The organism is Acinetobacter sp. CAU_H_S139_7 (genome assembly GCF_058599305.1).
In genome coordinates this window covers 1,260,098-1,279,030 of the sequence record NZ_CM178651.1, presented here as the reverse complement: position 1 = coordinate 1,279,030, position 18,933 = coordinate 1,260,098, and the positions used below count along the sequence as shown (strand labels likewise).

Here is an 18,933-nt window from a genome sequence, read left to right as displayed (position 1 = left end):
TTTCAAAATTGACAAACTGCAACGATCACTTTTTAATTAAGCCTATCGTTGCACAAATGGACATGGTGAATGTTAAGCGATTTAGATGATTTTTATTGTTTTGCTCAAGTGGTTGAACATGGTGGTTTTAGCGCAGCCGAACGCGCAACAGATATTCCTAAATCCAAGCTCAGTCGACGCGTGTATAACCTCGAAGAGCGCTTGGGTGTACGCCTAATTCAACGCAGCTCTCGCCATTTCGCAGTGACCGATATTGGTATGAATATTTACCGTCATGCGCAAGTGATGATGAATGCTGCACAAGCCGCACACGATTTGGTCGATCATCTCAGTTTACAACCGCGTGGCGTCATTAAACTCAGCCTGCCAGTATCGATTGCACAAAACGAAATTGCACGCATTTTACCAAGTTTCTTAAAAACCTATCCCGAAATTAAAGTGCAAATGATGGTAACCAATCGCCGTGTGGATATTATCAACGAAGGTTTTGATATTGCCCTTCGCGTCCGCTCCAATCTAGACGATGATCCAAGTTTGGTAATTCGTAAATTTGAAAATATCGAGCAGCATTTATTTGCCAGCCAAGCCTACTTAAATGAATTTGGCAAACTGAAACAACCTGAAGATTTAAGCCAACATCATATACTGAGTATGGTTGATGAGCATTTAGATCAACATATCATCGTGCATAATGATGCGCAGCAACAAAAGAAAATACGCGTCAATCCTGTAGTGATGGGCTCTGATTTGAGTATGTTGGCTCAACTGGTCCGTAAGAACTGCGGCATTGCCTTACTTCCAGACAGCATCGTACAAGATATGGTGAAAAGTGGTGAGCTGGTTCGTGTCCTACCCGACTGGAAAGCACCACACGGTATTTTTCATGCGGTGTATCCTTCACGTCGTGGTTTATTGCCTGCTGTCCGCGTGTTTATTGACTATTTAATTGAACACCTTAGCTCAAATAAATCACTTTAAACCCCACGCATGCTCAATCACATTGAGCAAATCCATGAGGCAAAAAAAAGAGCTTAACCGAGGTGGATAAGCTCATAAACTTTCAAAATAAGAAACTACAGCGAGTATCTTGGAAACAATTTTAGTGACAAAATGAAGTCTAGACCAATAGCTTACATGTATAAGTTTTAATCAAAAAATAGCAAAAATACGATAAATAAAGGGGTTCAGAAATATCAGTGATTGCTTTTAAGACTTAATTTAGCTTTTAAGTCACAAAGCTAGACCAAAGTCTAAAATTTAATCACCTACAAAACATCAACTTAAATTTCTGGATAAGTGCCCGTACCTTCAGGCCAAGGTGATAGTAACTCAAAACCGGTTTCAGTCACGAGTACCATATGCTCCCACTGCGCAGTTAAAGACTTATCAGCAGTCACGACTGTCCAACCGTCCTTGAGCTCTTTGACATGCGCTTTGCCCATATTAATCATCGGCTCAATCGTAAACACCATGCCCGCTTTAAGCTGCATCCCCTTACCTGGTTGACCATAGTGCAATACGCTTGGCTGTTCGTGATAAACTTTGCCAATACCATGACCACAATACTCGCGTACCACACTATAACCTTCACGGTGCGCAACAGTTTGAATGGCATAACCAATATCACCAAGCGTCGCACCTTGCTTCACAGCATGAATACCTGCAACCATCGCCTCATAAGTCGTATCGACTAGCTTTTTGGCTTCCGGTTTCACTGTACCCACATAGTACATACGACTGGTATCACCAAAGTAGCCATCTTTAATAATCGCCACATCAATATTAATAATATCGCCATCTTTAAGTACAACATTCGGCGATGGAATACCGTGACAGACCACTTCATTTGGAGAAATACAAGTGGTTTTGGTATAGCCATGATAACCAATATTGGCAGGCGTCACTTTTAAGGTATTTACAATGAAGTCATGACAAATATCATCCAGATATTCAGTCGTAACACCCGGCTTTACATGTTCACCAATCATCGCTAAAACTTCGGCAGCCAAACGACCAGATATACGAAGTTTTTCTACATCTTGCTCAGTTTTTATGCTCACATTTAAGCCACGCATTGAAATATCCTCAATTATGAAGTCGCAAGTATAGACCTTTTCTCAATATTTTTGTTCAAACTTAAATCTTAGGGTGGCCTCCAACAACCAGCCTTTAAAAAATTTGTGTAATTTTAAAGCATTTGCACTACAACTTTTAATTTAGGAAAAATAGCGCCTCAAGCTTTTAATATTTATAATTTTTCTATTTTAAAATGGATAATCAATCACATATATCAACCTATTTTTTACAAGTTGATATATTCACTTTTCATCTTATAAAAAAATTTAATACTACCCATGAAATAAATTAGCCAAAAAAACACTTATGCACTAAAATCGTCCCCTTTGTTCAACTCGATCTCCCTTTTATGACAAGTCTGCGTACTCGGGATATTGTTGCTTTGGGTTTCATGACTTTCGCACTCTTCATTGGTGCGGGCAACATTATCTTTCCACCGATTGTGGCTCAACAAGCGGGTGAGCATGTATGGCTAGCAGCTTTTGGTTTCTTGATCACTGCTGTAGGCTTACCTGTAATCACCATTATTGCGCTGTCACGTGTCGAAGGTTCGATTCAAATTTTAAGTTCACCTTTGGGTAAAATAGCCAGTCTCATTTTAACCATTACGTGTTACCTAACTGTCGGACCACTCTTTGCGACACCACGTACTGCAACCGTTTCTTATGAAATTGGTTTTTCATCTTATCTTGGAACATCAAGCAGCAGCTTGCTGATCTACAGTGCAATCTACTTTAGTGTAGTCACCCTCATTTCACTGTATCCAAACAAGATTTTAGACACGGTTGGCTATGTACTCTCGCCACTAAAGATTTTATCTTTGACCATCCTTGGCATTGCGGCGATGATGATTCCAACGGGTTTCGTTCCGCCAGCCATCAACAATTATATCGACAGCCCTGTTTCTGAAGGTTTTGTAAATGGTTATTTAACCATGGACACTTTAGGTGCTTTGGTTTTTGGTATTGTGATTATTCAAGCCATTCGTTCACGCGGTGTAAGCAATCCTAAACTGATTACACGTTATGCGGTTATTGCGAGTATCATTTCTGGTATTGGTTTAACTGTAGTTTATCTCAGCTTATTTAAACTTGGCCTTGGAAGCCATGAAGTCGCAGCAAATGCGAGCAATGGTGCAGTGATCCTGCATGCATATGTTCAACATGCATTTGGTGACTTAGGTTCTATCTTCCTTTCTGCCATGATTTTTATTGCGTGTATGGTCACTGCCATTGGCCTGACCTGTGCTTGTGCTGAATATTTTAGTTCAATCACTAAAATTGGCTATAAAGTTTGGGTCTTCATTCTGATTGGTTTCTCTTTCATTATTTCAAACTTAGGTTTAACCAAACTCATCGCCTTTTCTGTGCCTGTTTTAAGTGCAATTTATCCACCTGCAATTGTGGTGATTATGCTGAGCTTTGGCTGGAAATTCTTTAATCATCCTCGCCGAGTGATTGCACCTGTTACAGCAGTGTCTTTGGTCTTTGGTATTCTAGACGGTTTAAAAGTTGCAAACTTTGAACTGCCTTATGCGCTGACTCACTTACCTCTTGCAGAACAAAACCTTGCATGGCTTATTCCATCATTAGTGGTTTTTGTAATTGCCATTGTAATCGACAAAGTGAAAAAGTAAGCAAAAACTGATGTTGTTAAAGTCTGGTTTTACCCAAACCTGATTTTAAGCATGATCAATATTTGTCACATTTTATCCAAATGGACACATATTGTTTCATTTCTTTCTACATCAGGTTTTGTACATACTGACACATTTTATATACACCGCTAAAGTCGTATATCAACACCTTCATATCTCTTATAAATTTAATATTAGAAAATAAAAAATTCTTTAAAGCCTGTCCTAGCAAGCCATTCATGGTATCAATATTGCTTTATACAATCTATGTATAAGCTTACATGCATCATTTATTTGTCCTCTTATACCGTAACGAAATACTATTTATTCACTAAAAAAATGCTACATACATATTTTCTGATTGGTATAGCATAATTTCTCTGAAAAATAGTTGTTTTTGCTCTTGATCAACGCAAGTTTTAGCAGTACAACATTAAGAACTAATCCGACTAAACACATTGGTTTTTAGTCAAAAACTCAAGGAGGGATGGAGATGTTATCATTACATTTCAACAAGCAAGTCTTCATTAACGCTCTGAAGGCAAACAAGAATATGGTGACGTATTTAAGTACCACCATTGCCCTGATGGTCATTATGATCATGCATGGCTTAATTCAAGGTAACCTTAAAGCTGAATATTTTGCTTACGCTATCGTCGTATCATTTGCCTTTTATTTATGGGCAGTCGTCGATCAAAAATTCCGAAAGGCCACACAGTCAATTGACTAGCAAACAGGTGGATGATTAGTCATCCACCTTTGTAAAAGTATAAAAATTAGAAAAACTATAAGAACAACTTAAAATAAACCTAAAAACATTCCCCACAACAAGCCTAACGTCGCCACAATTTCCCCCACAACCAATGCCATCATTGCCATCAACATAATTGATTTAGGTAAAGTCCATTTACCTAAAACATGCGGACTACGAAATTGGTTATTGGTGTCTTGCAATAGCCCATGCACAATATAGCTCAGTATAGAGAAACTAAAAAAGAATAAATTGACTCCCACAAACAGCATATTCACAGGTTCAGGCCAGACAGAAATTGCGGCCATTACCGCAACAATTAAACTTGCAGGTGCATATAACAAACTGCTGCGGTGTGCGATATCAACATAATAGTGCGCGCGAAACTGTGGCGAATGGCGAATTTGCGCATATTTCCATACCCCTGTCAGCATCCCAACAAACAGAAAAATCCCACTAAACAAAAGTGAAAATTTTACCGACATATCTAATTCAACAAACTGCATGTGTTTTCCTTTTTTATTTTCACTCTATTCTATACAGATCTACTTGACTTCAAAGTCATAGATTAGACAAGTTTCTTTTTGGAACTTAGGTAGAGTAGAAAAAATTCTATGCTTAACCGATTATGCAAAATTACGAAACTTTAGCTATTACCTGCTCTGACCATTATTCACTCAGTGGACGCTTTTATGCAGCCCAAGGTACACAACAAGCCCTACCTATTTTAATCTGCCCTGCCACAGGTATTACTCAACAGTTTTACCACCATTTTGCATCATGGCTTGCCGAACAAGGCTATGCCGTTTTGGTTTTTGATTTTCGCGGCATTGGTGAGTCTCTGCATGAACCACTTAAAAAGTCGAAAGCCAGCATCGTGCAATGGGGACAATTGGATATCCCAGCGGCGATGGAGGTGTTATTGAATAAGACCCAAGCGACACAAGTGATCTTGCTCGGTCATAGTGCAGGTGGGCAACTTTTAGGTATTAATCCAAACTATGAAAAAGTCGCAAAAGTCGTTGCTGTTGCAGGATCAACAGGCCACGTAAAAGATTTGAAAGGTCGTACCAAATTGCTGGCTCCTGTGATGTTTAAACTGATCTTTCCTATTGCACGTTATACCTTAGGTTACGGACCGACCAATGCCATTGGCATGGGCGAAAACCTACCCAAAGATGTGGCACGTGATTGGGCACAGTTTTGCAGCAAACCAGGTTATGTAATCAATGCCTTAGGCAAAACAGTACAAGATGACTTCCACCGTGATATTCGCTGTCCAATCACAGCCATTTGGGCATCGGATGATGAAATTGCCACGCAAGTGAATGTCAAAGGCTTACTCAGCCTTTACCCAAATGCACAAACAGATCAAATTGAACTCAAACCACAGGCTTATGGCCACAAAGCCATTGGTCATATGGCGATGTTTAAGCGTTCCCATCAAAACATATGGCCTGAAATTGCAGCACAGCTTTCATCTTAAAGCGGTACATATCAAGCCAAGCCTGTCGCCAGTTCAAGCAGCACTTGCTTGACTGGCTTTATTTTCACCGCAAAATTGCAGCTGTCAGATAAAAACCAACGCTATTGATAAATTTAATTTCATTAATCGATAAATAAATATTATATTTCCACCACGAATTTTTATTAAGTCATAGTTCATGTGATGTCTATCGCATGTGCTAGAGATGGATGAATCATGTCTGCACAACAGCACCCCCAGCTTAAGCATGGGCTGAGCAACCGCCATATTCAGCTGATTGCTTTAGGCGGCTCTATTGGTACAGGTCTATTTTTAGGCATTTCGCAAACCATTAAACTGGCTGGTCCTTCAGTTATTTTAGGCTACGCACTGGCGGGCTTAATTGCATTTTTCATGATGCGCCAGTTGGGTGAAATGGTGGTTGAAGAACCAGTAAGTGGCTCTTTTAGTTATTTTGCCTATAAGTTTTGGAGCCCTTTTGCGGGCTTTATGTCGGGTTGGAACTATTGGGTGCTCAATGTCTTGGTCTGCATGGCGGAACTAAGTGCCATAGGCCTCTATGTCCAGTATTGGTGGCCTGAAATTCCCACATGGATCTCAGCGCTTGGTTTCTTTGTACTGATCAATGCCATCAACCTGCTGCATGTCAAAGTCTTTGGTGAAACAGAATTTTTATTCTCCATGATTAAAATTCTCGCGATCATTGGCATGATTGGATACGGCGCTTGGTTACTGGCAAGTGGTCACGGTGGTGCACATGCTTCTATTTCAAACCTCTGGGCTCTAGGCGGTTTCTTTCCCAATGGGATTTCTGGCTTAATCATGGCGATGGCCATCATTATGTTTTCCTTTGGCGGGATTGAACTCGTTGGTATTGCAGCTGCGGAAACTAAAAATCCAACCACAACTATTCCTAAAGCAGTCAATCAAATTGTCTATCGTGTGTTGCTGTTTTACGTGCTTACGATCATCGTTCTGCTCTCTTTGTTTCCATGGAATCAAATCGCAGAAGGCGGTAGTCCTTTTGTCTTGATTTTTGACTCCTTAGGTAGTCAGGGCGTCGCAACTGTGCTGAATTTTGTGGTCTTAACCGCAGCTATATCGGTGTATAACGGTACTAGCTATGGCACGAGTCGTATGCTGCTAGGTCTGGCAGAACAAGGCAATGCTCCACAATTTTTAAAGAAAATTAACCAGCGTGGTATTCCTTATGCAGCCATTTTATGCTCTGCGTTGGTGACCTTACTGTGTGTCGTCTTGAATTATATCTTCCCAGAAATAGCCTTTAAACTACTGATGAGTCTTGTAGTTTCAGCCATTGTGATTAACTGGATGATGTTGGCGTTGACCCATTTAAAATTCAAGCAACATATGCTGGCATTGAAAAAATCAACCTTGTTTCCAACTTTGATTTACCCTATCAGCAACTATATCTGTATTGTATTTATGCTCGGTATTTTAGTGGTGATGTGGCTCACACCTGATATGCGAATTGCAGTGATGCTCATTCCTCTTTGGATTGGCTGCTTAACTCTAACGTATTGGTTTAAACAAAGATCAAAAACGCAAAAAATACAATAATAAGTCAGCAAACAGCGCCGTTAAAAGGCACCCTTCCCTTTAAAGACGCTGTTTGCAAATCAAAGCCAATTTCCCAAATGACTTTGATTGAATCACTTTATTGTAGTTATGACCGATGTAGAGTGTTTCTCTTTTAGTTGCTTATTTTGAGTATTTATTGAGAAATATTTTCATATAAAATAGTTTATAAAGAAAATTATACGCAGGAATACGTTATGAATGACGCTCACTACGTTTTAGATAAAATTGACCGCCGTATTTTGTCTGAACTTCGCCAAGACGGCCGCCTGACCGTTACCCAGTTGGCTGAGAAAGTTGGGTTGTCCTCTTCTCCGTGCTGGACACGTGTAAAACGCCTAGAAAATCTCAATATCATTGAAGGCTATACAGCGAAGATTAATTCAAAAGCCATTGGTATTAATGAGCTGTTTTTTATTGAAATTACGCTTGAACGCCATGATGATGAAATCTTAGAGCAATTTAGTGAAGCACTGGCTTACATGCCTGAAGTGGTTGAAGCGCATTTAGTAACTGGCGATTACGACTATTTACTCAAAGTTGCCGTGAAAAATGCAGAACACTATGAACGCTTTTTGCGTAAAAACTTATACTCAATGAAAGGTGTACGTCATACACGCTCCATTTTTGCCTTACGCCCTTTAAAACTCGAAAATAAATCCGACCTCATTATGATTGAGTGATTGCTGCAAATATTGTGTAAATGTGGTTTAATACACTCAGTATGAGATGAGCCTCTTACAGTATGTGCCTTAGATGTGCATACGACTAGCCCCTAACCATGGGGCTTTTTAATGTCTATAGATTTTATATTTCTGATATTTTAGATAGGCTTTGTTGCACAAACATTCAAAAGCTAAACTTCTTCCAAGTTATCTAAATTTAAGTGGCAACTTGGGTGTGAGGTCGGCCTAAATCTGTAAATTTATTTAATACGGCCACACGTGCATGAATCTCATTGACTTGACTTTGAAAGTTTCTCGCACGGAGTTTATCGCCTAATAATTTGATGCAATGCATCTTGGTTTCTATCAGACTTCTGCGATGATAGCCTGACCAATTTTTCCATATTGTTCTCCCTAAACGTTTAACTGTTCGAAGTAATTCATTTCGCTCTAGCGAGCTGGTCTTTGTATCTTTCCAAGGTTTGGCATTTTTTCTTGGCGGAATCACCGCATGTGCTTGTCGGTCTGCAATTACTTGACGGCATTGCTTGGTGTCATAAGCCCCATCAGTATAGACAGAGTCAATCTGCTCATCTTGTGGAATCTGATCGAGTAAATCACCAAGCACTTGTGAATCACTCACATTATTTGTAGTGAGTTGAATAGCGCGTATTTGAAGGGTTTCAGCATCTATACCAATATGAAGTTTACGCCATTGGCGACGATATTCAGGTTGGTGTTTCTTACGCTTCCATTCACCTTCGCCTAGAAACTTTAAGCCAGTAGAATCGACGAGTAGCTGGAGACCATTACTGCTTTTTTGATAGTTAATTGCAATATCAATATGCTTTTGTCTTCTGCAAATGGTGGAATAGTCTGGTGCTGTCCAATCTAATCTACAAAGATGAATGAGACTTTGCACAAAGCCAGTGACCATGCGTAAAGAAAGACGAAATAAGGATTTGATCATTAAACAGCATTGGATGGCTGTATCTGAATAAGTTTGATTTCGACCATGTTTACCTTTGGGTTGAGCGTACCATTGCGTCTTGGGATCAAACCAAATTGAGAGATTTCCTCGATTTATTAATGCACTGTTATAAGAAGACCAATTGGTTGTACGATAGATTTTAGGTGTGGGCTTATTCATTTGAGAATTATATTGTGGAATAAGCCTTTAGAGATAGGTTTGTGCAACAAAGCCCCTCAAAGCAAGTAAAACTGTAGTTTTACCTTCATTATTCCTACCAACTAAGACAGATTGATCTTTTAAATTAATTTGTCCACCATCAGTAATACTTCTGAAATTTTTAATTGTAAATTTTGTTAGTTTCATAAAAAAAGCCCCACCTAAGTGAAGCTTTTATAAACTACTGTATCTTAATTATCAATCAATTAAGTCAACTGAGCAGCAGCAATTTTCTTGGTATCAACATTCGCAGCAGCGTCAGTATAGTCGCCCATTTTGTCGAAGCTTAAGTATTGGTAGATGTCAGCAGACATGCTATCAATTTGAGCTGCATACTGTTGGTATTCTTCTGGAGTTGGTAATTTACCAAGTACAGCAGCAACAGATGCAAGTTCAGCAGACGCTAAGTAAACGTTCGCACCTTGACCTAAACGGTTCGGGAAGTTACGCGTAGAAGTCGATACACACGTTGTGTTCGGAGCTACACGTGCTTGGTTACCCATACATAATGAACAACCTGGCATTTCAGTACGCGCGCCAGCTTTACCATAAGTATTGTAGAAACCTTCTTCCATCAATTGACGTTCGTCCATACGCGTAGGTGGAGCAATCCACAAACGAGTTGAAAGTACGCCACCAGGAACTTTCTCTAACAACTTACCAGTTGCGCGGAAGTGACCAATGTTCGTCATACATGAACCAACGAATACTTCGTCAATTTTCACGCCTTGAACGTCAGAAAGCAATTTAGCGTCATCTGGGTCATTCGGGCAGCAAAGAACTGGTTCAGTAATTGTCGCAAGATCAATTTCATACACTTTCGTGTATTCAGCGTCAGCATCAGCTTTAAGAAGTGATGGGTTCGCTAACCATTTTTCCATGTTCTCGACACGACGAGCCATAGTACGCGCATCGCCATAACCTTCAGAAATCATCCACTTCAACATTGTGATGTTTGATTTGAGGTATTCAGCAACTTTCTCTTCAGAAAGTGTGATAGAACAACCAGCAGCAGAACGTTCAGCAGACGCATCAGAAAGTTCGAATGCTTGCTCAACAGTAAGGTCAGTTTCCATTTCTGTTAAGTCGATCTCAAGGATACGACCAGAGAAGATGTTTTTCTTACCTTTCTTCTCTACAGTTAAGTCACCTTGCTGAATCGCAACGTAAGGAATTGCATGTACAAGGTCACGTAGTGTGATACCAGGTTGCATTTTACCTTTGAATTTAACAAGTACAGATTCAGGCATGTCTAATGGCATAACACCAGTCGCAGCAGCGAACGCTACAAGTCCAGAACCCGCAGGGAATGAAATACCAATTGGGAAACGTGTATGTGAGTCACCACCAGTACCAACTGTATCTGGAAGAAGCATACGGTTTAACCAAGAGTGAATAATACCGTCGCCTGGACGTAGAGATACACCACCACGGTTCATGATGAAATCAGGAAGCGAGTGTTGCATTTGAACGTCAACTGGTTTTGGATATGCAGCGGTGTGACAGAAAGATTGCATAACTAGATCAGCAGAGAAACCTAGGCAAGCCAAGTCTTTCAATTCGTCACGCGTCATTGGACCAGTGGTATCTTGCGAACCAACAGTCGTCATTTTAGGTTCACAGTAAGTACCTGGAAGTACGCCTTGACCTTCAGGAAGACCACATGCGCGACCAACCATTTTCTGTGCTTGAGTAAAACCTTTGCCAGTAGCAGCAGGTTGAACTGGAGCACGGAATAAAGTCGATGGAGCAAGACCAAGAGCTTCACGCGCTTTAGCCGTCAAACCACGACCTACGATCAGGTTAATACGACCACCAGCACGTACTTCGTCTAGAAGTACAGGAGTTTTAAGTTCAGCTTCAGCAATGACTGCGCCGTCTTTAGTTGCAGTTACTTTTGCAGCAGCATGATCAATGTTAAGAACGATTTCATCGCCCATGTTCATGTTGGCAACATCAATCTCGATTGGCAACGCGCCAGCATCTTCCATTGTGTTGAAGAAAATCGGAGCGATTTTAGAACCTAAGCAGTAACCACCGTCTTTTTTGTTCGGGATGTGAGCAATTTCGTCACCGAAGAACCAAAGTACAGAGTTAGTTGCTGATTTACGGCTTGAACCAGTACCAACAACGTCACCTACGTAAGCAACTTGGTTGCCTTTCGCGATTAAGTCTTTGATTTGGTTAAGTGGACCAACTTCACCAGGAACTTCTGGGTTGATACCGTCACGTACGTTTTTCAACATTGCATTTGCGTGCAATGGAATGTCTGGGCGGCTCCATGCGTCTTGTGCAGGTGACAAGTCGTCAGTGTTAGTTTCGCCAGTTACTTTGAAAACAGTCAGTTTGATTTCAGTCGGAACGTCTTTACGAGTCGTGAACCATTCAGCATCAGCCCAAGACTGCATAACCGCTTGTGCATTCGCGTTACCCGCTTTTGCTTTGTCTGCAACGTCATGGAATGCATCAAATACTAGAAGCGTTTTCTTTAATGCTTCAGCAGCTAATTCAGCAAGTGCAGCATCGTCAAGAAGAGCAACTAAAGGAGCAACGTTATAACCACCAAGCATAGTGCCTAGTAAGTAAACCGCACGTTCTTTAGAAACTAATGGAGAAGTCGCCTCGCCTTTAGCCAAAGCAGCTAAGAATGCAGCTTTAACATATGCAGCTTGGTCAACACCCGCTGGAACACGGTTTTCTAGTAAATCAACTAAAAATGCTTCTTCGCCAGCTGGTGGGTTTTTTAATAATTCAACTAATGCAGCTGTTTGAGCATCGTCAAGTGGCTTCGGTGGGACTCCGAGTGCGGCACGTTCTGCAACGTGTTGGCGGTAAGCTTCTAGCACGGTGTTATTCCTCTTTTTTAAAAAATTATTTGCGTATTCCTGCTTTAAATAAAGCTACGTAAATAATATGGACTGCTTAATTTTACTAAAATTCCAGTTAAAAGTTAATGCGCTACAAGTGTTTCTTCGTGATGCCCATTATTTTCTAACTAAATGATGTTCATATCGATTGAACATAAAAACAGCAATATAGTCAGATCGTTTGGAAATGTTTCACATTAACTTTGAACTGCCATTTAAAAACAAAAAAGGCAACCTATGTTGCCTCTTTTTACGCAATATAAATATTCAACCTTAGTGTACCGTTGTCGCTTGAATATATTGTTTGAAACTTTCACGACAGCCTTCAAATTTCATCTGAATTTCGTCCTCATGTAAATTTTGATGTGCAGAGCTTGCAAAAGAAATTTGTACTGAAATTCGTGTAGGTTCATGGTCAAGTGCGTGTTTGAAGTATACATGGTCACCCAAGCTAAGGACATAATGACCACCGCCAATTACGGCCACACCATTTTCATCTTCCAAGAGTAAATCTGCGTGATTTAAATAGCCAACAACTTCCATTTTCTGCTCCTCTCGTTTTTTTATTCTAGGTTCATTATTCTTTATTTTTATATGCTTTGCTATATATATGATTTAGAGTTTTGTCACAAAAAGTTCCATGCAAAAAATAAAAAACCGTTCCTTAGAACGGTTTGTAATCTGGCATTTCAGTATGCGGTGTTGCAATACATTTTTCAGTATATTTCACACGAATTTTTTCACGCGCACCTTCAATATCGGATTTAATTTCAGCCTCAGGTAAAGCATAAACATCTTCAATAATTTCTAACGCAAATGCCTTAGTCATTTCGTCTTCAACTTTATTGGCATGCTCAATCGCTTTATCTTTTTCAATGGCATTTTGACGGTCTAACATAATTGAACGTGCTGCATTACCAATACTTTTACAATAGCCATGCCATTGCTCTTCTGGTGTTAACGGTTTTTTTTCAGCACAACCCACCAGTGCAATCACAGCAGCCAAAGCGAATAACTTTTTCATTACAACTCTCCTATTCGCCCTATCATAATCAAACTTTTTCAAATGAAGAACCATTACCCACTTTAAATAGTATAAAAGCCCAAATTTGGGCTTTTATTCTTAGAACAATTAACCGCAGCTTGCTTGAACCACTTTATTGGTTTTCGGATCGACTGTTACTGTCACACGGTCTTCGCGATAATCCATATTCACAGGCTGCCCTGGTTGTACTAAGCGTACCATCTTCGCACTGGTTTTTTGCTTAATCTGTGCTTCAGTTAAATTTGACTGACCAATCAAGGCTGTCGCTTGCTCAGCAACACATTTGCTTTGACTAGCACGGAAAAGCGCCCATTCATCAATGACTTGACCATGCGGCAAATGGCAATAGCCTACTTCACCATCGGCCTCTTTTCGAATCTCTAATTTACCCCCCTGTTCAACACAGTATGTACTGGCAGGATTAGCCATACCTAAAGTTGGCTTTTCAGTTTCATTTTTTTGCGCAGTACTACAACCCGAAATAGCAGCAACCATTAATCCAAGCATTACGATTTTTTTCATAAAAAATATTTCTTTAGATAAAAGATCAACATAGCAAATATGTTTGAAAAAAATTGTGCGAGTTTTGCAAAATTTAAGATTGCATAAAAAGCCCATCATTTGACGGACTTTTGTATGCTGAAAGGCTATATTTTCAGGTCATTTTTAATTGACTGAGTGAATATCAAGTTCTTCATTTTTCGCTAAAACTACAGATGCTAGAATTGGAGTACCTAAAATGAACGGCATAGCAAAGATCCAAAAGACCACGGTATAGTGCGGATCAAAGAAAAACTGAATAGCAAGCGCCACTAAAATTAAAACTGAAAATAAAATCGCTGCAAAGCGTATTACAAAATTGATCGGCATAGGGATCATCACTCTAAATTTAGCAAGTCCATTTACTATACACCTACTTTCATTATGGTTTAATTGATTTTAAGTATCTAGTGTCTGTTATTCATAGGTTTTCTTCATCTATCAAATAAAAAGTTTTAACAAATGTCGAATTACACTTAAATAAGCAGCTAAAAAATAAAGCCTACATGATGTAGGCTTTATTTAGCAGAAGAGTGCTTTAGAACTTCCAGTTATAGAAGACGTCGATGGCTCGCTCTAATGACTGACTCGCTTCTAAGTACAAACGTTTGTTCATTTGATAGCGTAGAGTCAGTTTATTGACTGGTGTAAAGACACCCACGCCATAACGGATATATAAGTCAGGTGTAATATAACCAGTCAAGCTGACTTGTGTGTCATCCCCTGTGCCTTGCGCATCCAATGCTAAACCACTTAAGCCAAAAGTACGTCCAATTTGGTTAGTAAAGGCACGTGTACCGCCTAAACCTAAACTAATCCCTGCGGCAGCAATGGTGTTATTGACATCTGACTTAAAGCCTTCAGTTTGACTTAAACCGCTTGTACCTTCGTTAATGCGGCCTGTAATTAACGCATTCAAAGCCTCTTGCTCAGACAGCCCTGCATCGTTATAGACTTGAATATTTGGTGACGTTGCCGTTCCCGTCACACGGAAACCCACCGTACTGCCTTGTACATTTTTATTTGCATCGACATCCAGTGTTGGGTTGCTCAACACACCGTTAAAACGCGCAATGGCACGGTTTAAATCCAAACTCTGCCCATAAGCTTCAATTTTAACTTTCTGACTTACCCCAATTGCACCATTGGCACGCATTGCGGTTTCAGCACCGCGCTGCGATAGATATAAACGTCCTAACAATGGAATACGGCTATTAAACCCTTGGAACACAACTTGATTACCTAGTCCAACCATCAGATCAGCACGAATATCCCAAGGTTTTGCGCTATTTAAAATCACCAATTGGTTTTGACCTTCTCTGACCACGCGTACGTCAGACGATACATTCACCACAGGTACAGATGCTTCAGGCATCGAAATAAGCGCACGAGGAACTTGAATTTCACCGTTTAAGGTTAATTTCTTACTCAACGGTAAAACATCCAGTGTGATTTTCGGTGTCACTAGCGCGGTAATTAATGGCGCTTGGCGAATCAGTAGATTTTCTCCATTCAACTGAAGCTGAATGCGTGGATCATTTTTCCAATCTACCGTCCCTGTAAGTGTGCCCACACCACGACCACTGTTAAAAGCACCATTGATGGTGGCTTGGTCTTGGCGTATAGCCGAATACAGCTGAATATTGGTCAAGTTGACTGGCAATGAAATCATACTAATCGAACCGTCTTTCAGACGGACATCGCCTGTAAGTAGTGGTGCTTTTAGCGTTCCATTAATCTTACCTGCATACGAAATTGTTCCACCCATCGAACGTACATCCGCAATGAAAGGTTTAAAGACTTTAAGTTGTACCTGATCAAATGCAATTTCACCGCGCATAGGCATATTGTCCCGATACGGATCAATAACCACATTAGCATAGCCCACACCAATTTCAGGTGTTTTGACATCCAAACGGATTTGTAATCCTTCTGCGATGCTTTTGGCAACCAAAGCCACTTGTTCATATTTTAAGGTTGAGCCCATATCTTGTGGGTCATCCGCCGCCAAGCCAATCACACCATCACGGGTGACTAAGCGCGCATCAATTTTTGGTTTAGATCCTTGTGCCCAAACCGCTTTAGCATGTCCATTTAACTTACCTGTAATCGCTAATCCTTCAGGCATAAAGGCAGCAAAGTCGTTTAGGTCGAGGTTTTGAGTCAAGAATGAAATATTGCCACGTGTTTTACTGACTCGAATCGGTTGGTCAAAACACAACTGACTTTGTTGACTCATCCAACAATGCGCACCAATCAACAAATCTGCTTTGGCACTGTTATAGACCACGGCTGCACTTTGGCGCTGTACCAAACGTGCACGTAAAGAGTCAAAATCACCTTTTTGGATCTGACCTAACCAATCATTTTGCGCATTAAAACCACCTGCCAATTGCACATAAAATTTCGACTTTTCGTTTTGTGCAGAAACTTTTAATAAATGAGCTTTGCGAATACCTGCCAGTGAAATTTCACCTTGTTGAATTTCACGATTACCACTTCTTAAGCTTTCCATTTTTGCAGTCAATAATGATGGCGTTGTTTCCGATGTCGGCAATTGCCCGACAATGCGTAATTTACGCATATCAATCAGATCTTTAAAGCCAAAATTATCCACTGCTAAGTTTGCCGTAGCCCTTAAACGTGGTTGAGATTGAATATTTAAATAACCGTAGGCACGGCCACGTAAACCCGCATAAATTTCATACAGTGCAGGCGCATTAATATTCAGTCTTAAATTTTGCGCATTACCCGTCGCTTGCACTTGGTTTTTGGCATAAGCCAACAGTAGATTATTCGCTTCAAACTGTTGCGGTAAAAAGCCCTTTTCACTGGAGTTGAGCACCAAAGCTAAATTACCTGTACCACGCAGTGGTTTATTATTGAGCATGCCTGCGAGGTTTAAGCTCTCAATGTTAATGCGTTTTAAAGCATCCGACCATGTGCCTTTAGTTTTCACTACACCAGACAATTCGCCTTTAACACTAGATGCAAAATATTGTGGTTTAAAACGAATGAATGCTGCATTCACATCCCAAGTGATACCGTGAATAAAATGCACCAAACCACTGGCATTAATTTGACCTGCCACACCATTGTGTTTCAACTCAGTTACTTTAATAAACTCAGGCGTTCCTGAAAGTTTTAGGTTTAACGCACCCTGACTCGCTTCAAACTGGCTGGCTTTTAAAGCGCCATCATAGTTCACTGCATAGCCTTTGAAAGCACCACCAGCTTTTTCATCATTAAACAGGAGTGCCGCGGTTGACTGACCCGTTAAGTGAACCGTTTCATTATTGCCCACCAGTTTTCCAGTCAGATCAATGCCCTGTAGCTGAATGATTTGCTGATTCGGTTTGGCATAGCCACTTGCTTGGAGCTTTCCATTCAATAGATTAACTGGTGAAGCTTCTGCTACCATTTGCGGGTTAAAATCTTTCGCGTTTAAAGCAGCTTTCCACTTCAGTTGACGTTTCTCATCTGGCAGCTCTACCACAGCATTACCACTTAAGCTTCCCTTACCTGCTACATAACTAAAACTCGGCACATTTAAATTATTATTTTTAAAATTTAACTGCGCGAGGTAATTACCCGCAGGTAACGTCGCTTTTTCGTGTTGACTCACAACAGTAGCAACATGAATATCTTGCTGACCTTCAACCAACGCCAGTTTTACATCCCCTGAAGCACTACTTAACCAGCCGATATAAGGCACGGCACGATCAATATTTTTCCAAGAGACATCCATCAACATTGGCTGGACTTTGTTATTTTTCTCTGGGTTTTGGTCTAGTGCGAGATGCCATGCTTCATAACGATCAAAGTCTAGATCTGCAGTTAAGTGTAAACCCTTTTCAAGCGTACCTTTGGATGCAATTTTTGCATCCAAACTTGGTGGTAGAAAGTCAGAAACTACTTGTGGCAGTACATCGTCTTTAGGATTGATTTTATCTAAACGACCTTGTATGTCCCAAGTGACATGATCCTTCCAACTTACCACACCACCCAGATTGACCGAACCTTTCATCAACTGAGCATTTAGGTTATCAATGTCAAGTTGATGAACCAAGTCGGTATGCATCAAGGCTGTATATTGACCTTTTGGAATATCTTTACCACTCAGATCTGTATTTAAGTCGATATTTAAACGTTCTATATCACCTGAAAATTTAGCAACGCCTTTTTCAGCATAGAGTTTGTAATCGGTCAGGAGCGGTGAGTTGTAATGATTAAATTTAAGCTGACCTTGCATCGGTACATGCTTACGTACAGGGTGCAAAATAGCCCAACCTGTCAACAGGTCAGGTGTCCGCGTTGCAAAACCCGCTTGAATAGTATCCAATGCCCCTGTTGCGTGTACAGCAATATCATGCACATTTAAACTATCACGCAGTGACGGTAGGTTGGCAATAGCAGTCGCCTCAAGTGGATATTTCCCTGAGAATTTCATTTTCCCAGTTGCATTACGAACTGCTAAATAGCCCATGTCCATGCGAGAGTCTTCAAACTCAAGTTCCGTCCCCGACCAGAGGGCATTATTTAAATGCACATCATAAAAATCTACTTGGGCATCGGATGCAGTCCGGATATTTAAATGATCAATATCTGCTGTATCTAAACGTAAAACAAAGGGTAATTTAATTTCGCTGAACTTAAAGGGTTCATCACTCGGTTCACCTTTGGTAATGATGCGCAAATTGCGTACATCAGCTTCACGTAGATGAATCTCCTTATCTAAGATGGCACGCCAACCCAAAATCACGTCAGCACGGTCAATTTTGACATCGACAGGCTTTAAGGTAACCACCACATTTTTAAGGATAATACCTTTCCACAAGTTACCGCCTTCATACTCATATTGGATAATCTGCTGACGTTGTAAAACTTGGTCGAGTAAAAACTTACTGCCTTTGTCAGTAGAAAACATGACTGCAAGCGATATCACCAACAAAATGAGCGTCAACAATAGTGTCAAAATGACACTTCTAAAAATACGTCGCTGTTTGATAAGCGGCGCAGGTGGTGTTGGTTCTTGCTGCTGTTCTACTTCAGCCATAGTCTTCCCAAAAAAGTGTTAAA

General features: G+C 40.4%; 16 protein-coding genes. 6 read left to right on the top strand and 10 right to left on the bottom strand.

The features are described 5' to 3' along the window. Positions 1-69: 69 nt before the first annotated feature. On the top strand, positions 70-978 hold the full coding sequence (locus AC4MC0_RS06265; protein WP_491887377.1) for a LysR family transcriptional regulator: 909 nt from the start codon (positions 70-72) through the stop codon (positions 976-978). Between the two features lie 302 nt (positions 979-1,280). On the opposite strand, the gene map is transcribed toward AC4MC0_RS06265, so the two are convergent. After that, the gene (gene map / locus AC4MC0_RS06260) at positions 1,281-2,075 is read right to left on the bottom strand and encodes a type I methionyl aminopeptidase (RefSeq protein ID WP_114837234.1); all 795 of its coding nucleotides are present in this window, start codon (positions 2,073-2,075) and stop codon (positions 1,281-1,283) included. A 350-nt stretch (positions 2,076-2,425) separates the two neighbouring features. Here map and brnQ point away from each other — a divergent pair, with 350 nt between their 5' ends. Then, the gene (brnQ, locus tag AC4MC0_RS06255; RefSeq protein WP_279687394.1) at positions 2,426-3,712 is read left to right on the top strand and encodes a branched-chain amino acid transport system II carrier protein; all 1,287 of its coding nucleotides are present in this window, start codon (positions 2,426-2,428) and stop codon (positions 3,710-3,712) included. Between the two features lie 493 nt (positions 3,713-4,205). Then, a complete protein-coding gene (locus tag AC4MC0_RS06250) occupies positions 4,206-4,442 on the top strand; it encodes a hypothetical protein (protein ID WP_004696541.1) in 237 nt (78 codons plus the stop codon). 68 nt (positions 4,443-4,510) lie between these two features. On the opposite strand, the gene AC4MC0_RS06245 is transcribed toward AC4MC0_RS06250, so the two are convergent. Beyond that, the gene (locus tag AC4MC0_RS06245) at positions 4,511-4,969 is read right to left on the bottom strand and encodes a hypothetical protein (RefSeq protein ID WP_335999073.1); all 459 of its coding nucleotides are present in this window, start codon (positions 4,967-4,969) and stop codon (positions 4,511-4,513) included. Between the two features lie 122 nt (positions 4,970-5,091). Here AC4MC0_RS06245 and AC4MC0_RS06240 point away from each other — a divergent pair, with 122 nt between their 5' ends. The 3 genes from AC4MC0_RS06240 (at position 5,092) to AC4MC0_RS06230 (ending at position 8,231) form a co-directional block, all read left to right on the top strand. After that, the gene (locus tag AC4MC0_RS06240; protein WP_335999071.1) at positions 5,092-5,949 is read left to right on the top strand and encodes an alpha/beta hydrolase family protein; all 858 of its coding nucleotides are present in this window, start codon (positions 5,092-5,094) and stop codon (positions 5,947-5,949) included. Positions 5,950-6,165: 216 nt separating this feature from the next. Further along, positions 6,166-7,530: an amino acid permease gene (locus AC4MC0_RS06235; protein WP_335999069.1), complete on the top strand. Its 1,365-nt coding sequence runs from the start codon at positions 6,166-6,168 to the stop codon at positions 7,528-7,530. Between the two features lie 215 nt (positions 7,531-7,745). Beyond that, positions 7,746-8,231 (top strand): Lrp/AsnC family transcriptional regulator, encoded by a 486-nt coding sequence (locus tag AC4MC0_RS06230; protein WP_004696532.1) that lies wholly within the window; start codon positions 7,746-7,748, stop codon positions 8,229-8,231. Positions 8,232-8,430: 199 nt separating this feature from the next. On the opposite strand, the gene AC4MC0_RS06225 is transcribed toward AC4MC0_RS06230, so the two are convergent. The 8 genes from AC4MC0_RS06225 to AC4MC0_RS06190 all read right to left on the bottom strand — a co-directional run bounded on the left by AC4MC0_RS06225 (position 8,431) and on the right by AC4MC0_RS06190 (position 18,910). Beyond that, positions 8,431-9,363, bottom strand: a complete 933-nt coding sequence (locus tag AC4MC0_RS06225) for an IS5-like element ISAha1 family transposase (RefSeq protein ID WP_004637176.1) — start codon at positions 9,361-9,363, stop codon at positions 8,431-8,433. A 27-nt stretch (positions 9,364-9,390) separates the two neighbouring features. After that, complete coding sequence (locus tag AC4MC0_RS06220) at positions 9,391-9,549, bottom strand: AAA family ATPase (RefSeq protein ID WP_281963249.1); 159 nt, start codon at positions 9,547-9,549, stop codon at positions 9,391-9,393. A gap of 59 nt (positions 9,550-9,608) precedes the next feature. Beyond that, positions 9,609-12,248: a bifunctional aconitate hydratase 2/2-methylisocitrate dehydratase gene (locus AC4MC0_RS06215; protein ID WP_234955892.1), complete on the bottom strand. Its 2,640-nt coding sequence runs from the start codon at positions 12,246-12,248 to the stop codon at positions 9,609-9,611. Between the two features lie 294 nt (positions 12,249-12,542). Beyond that, positions 12,543-12,812: a hypothetical protein gene (locus AC4MC0_RS06210; RefSeq protein WP_004696516.1), complete on the bottom strand. Its 270-nt coding sequence runs from the start codon at positions 12,810-12,812 to the stop codon at positions 12,543-12,545. 121 nt (positions 12,813-12,933) lie between these two features. Then, positions 12,934-13,293, bottom strand: a complete 360-nt coding sequence (locus AC4MC0_RS06205; RefSeq protein ID WP_058869841.1) for a hypothetical protein — start codon at positions 13,291-13,293, stop codon at positions 12,934-12,936. A gap of 108 nt (positions 13,294-13,401) precedes the next feature. Next, positions 13,402-13,836 (bottom strand): I78 family peptidase inhibitor, encoded by a 435-nt coding sequence (locus tag AC4MC0_RS06200; protein WP_335998882.1) that lies wholly within the window; start codon positions 13,834-13,836, stop codon positions 13,402-13,404. 144 nt (positions 13,837-13,980) lie between these two features. After that, the gene (locus AC4MC0_RS06195; RefSeq protein ID WP_010327009.1) at positions 13,981-14,184 is read right to left on the bottom strand and encodes a hypothetical protein; all 204 of its coding nucleotides are present in this window, start codon (positions 14,182-14,184) and stop codon (positions 13,981-13,983) included. A gap of 208 nt (positions 14,185-14,392) precedes the next feature. Continuing rightward, the gene (locus AC4MC0_RS06190; RefSeq protein ID WP_491887376.1) at positions 14,393-18,910 is read right to left on the bottom strand and encodes a translocation/assembly module TamB domain-containing protein; all 4,518 of its coding nucleotides are present in this window, start codon (positions 18,908-18,910) and stop codon (positions 14,393-14,395) included. Positions 18,911-18,933: the final 23 nt, after the last annotated feature.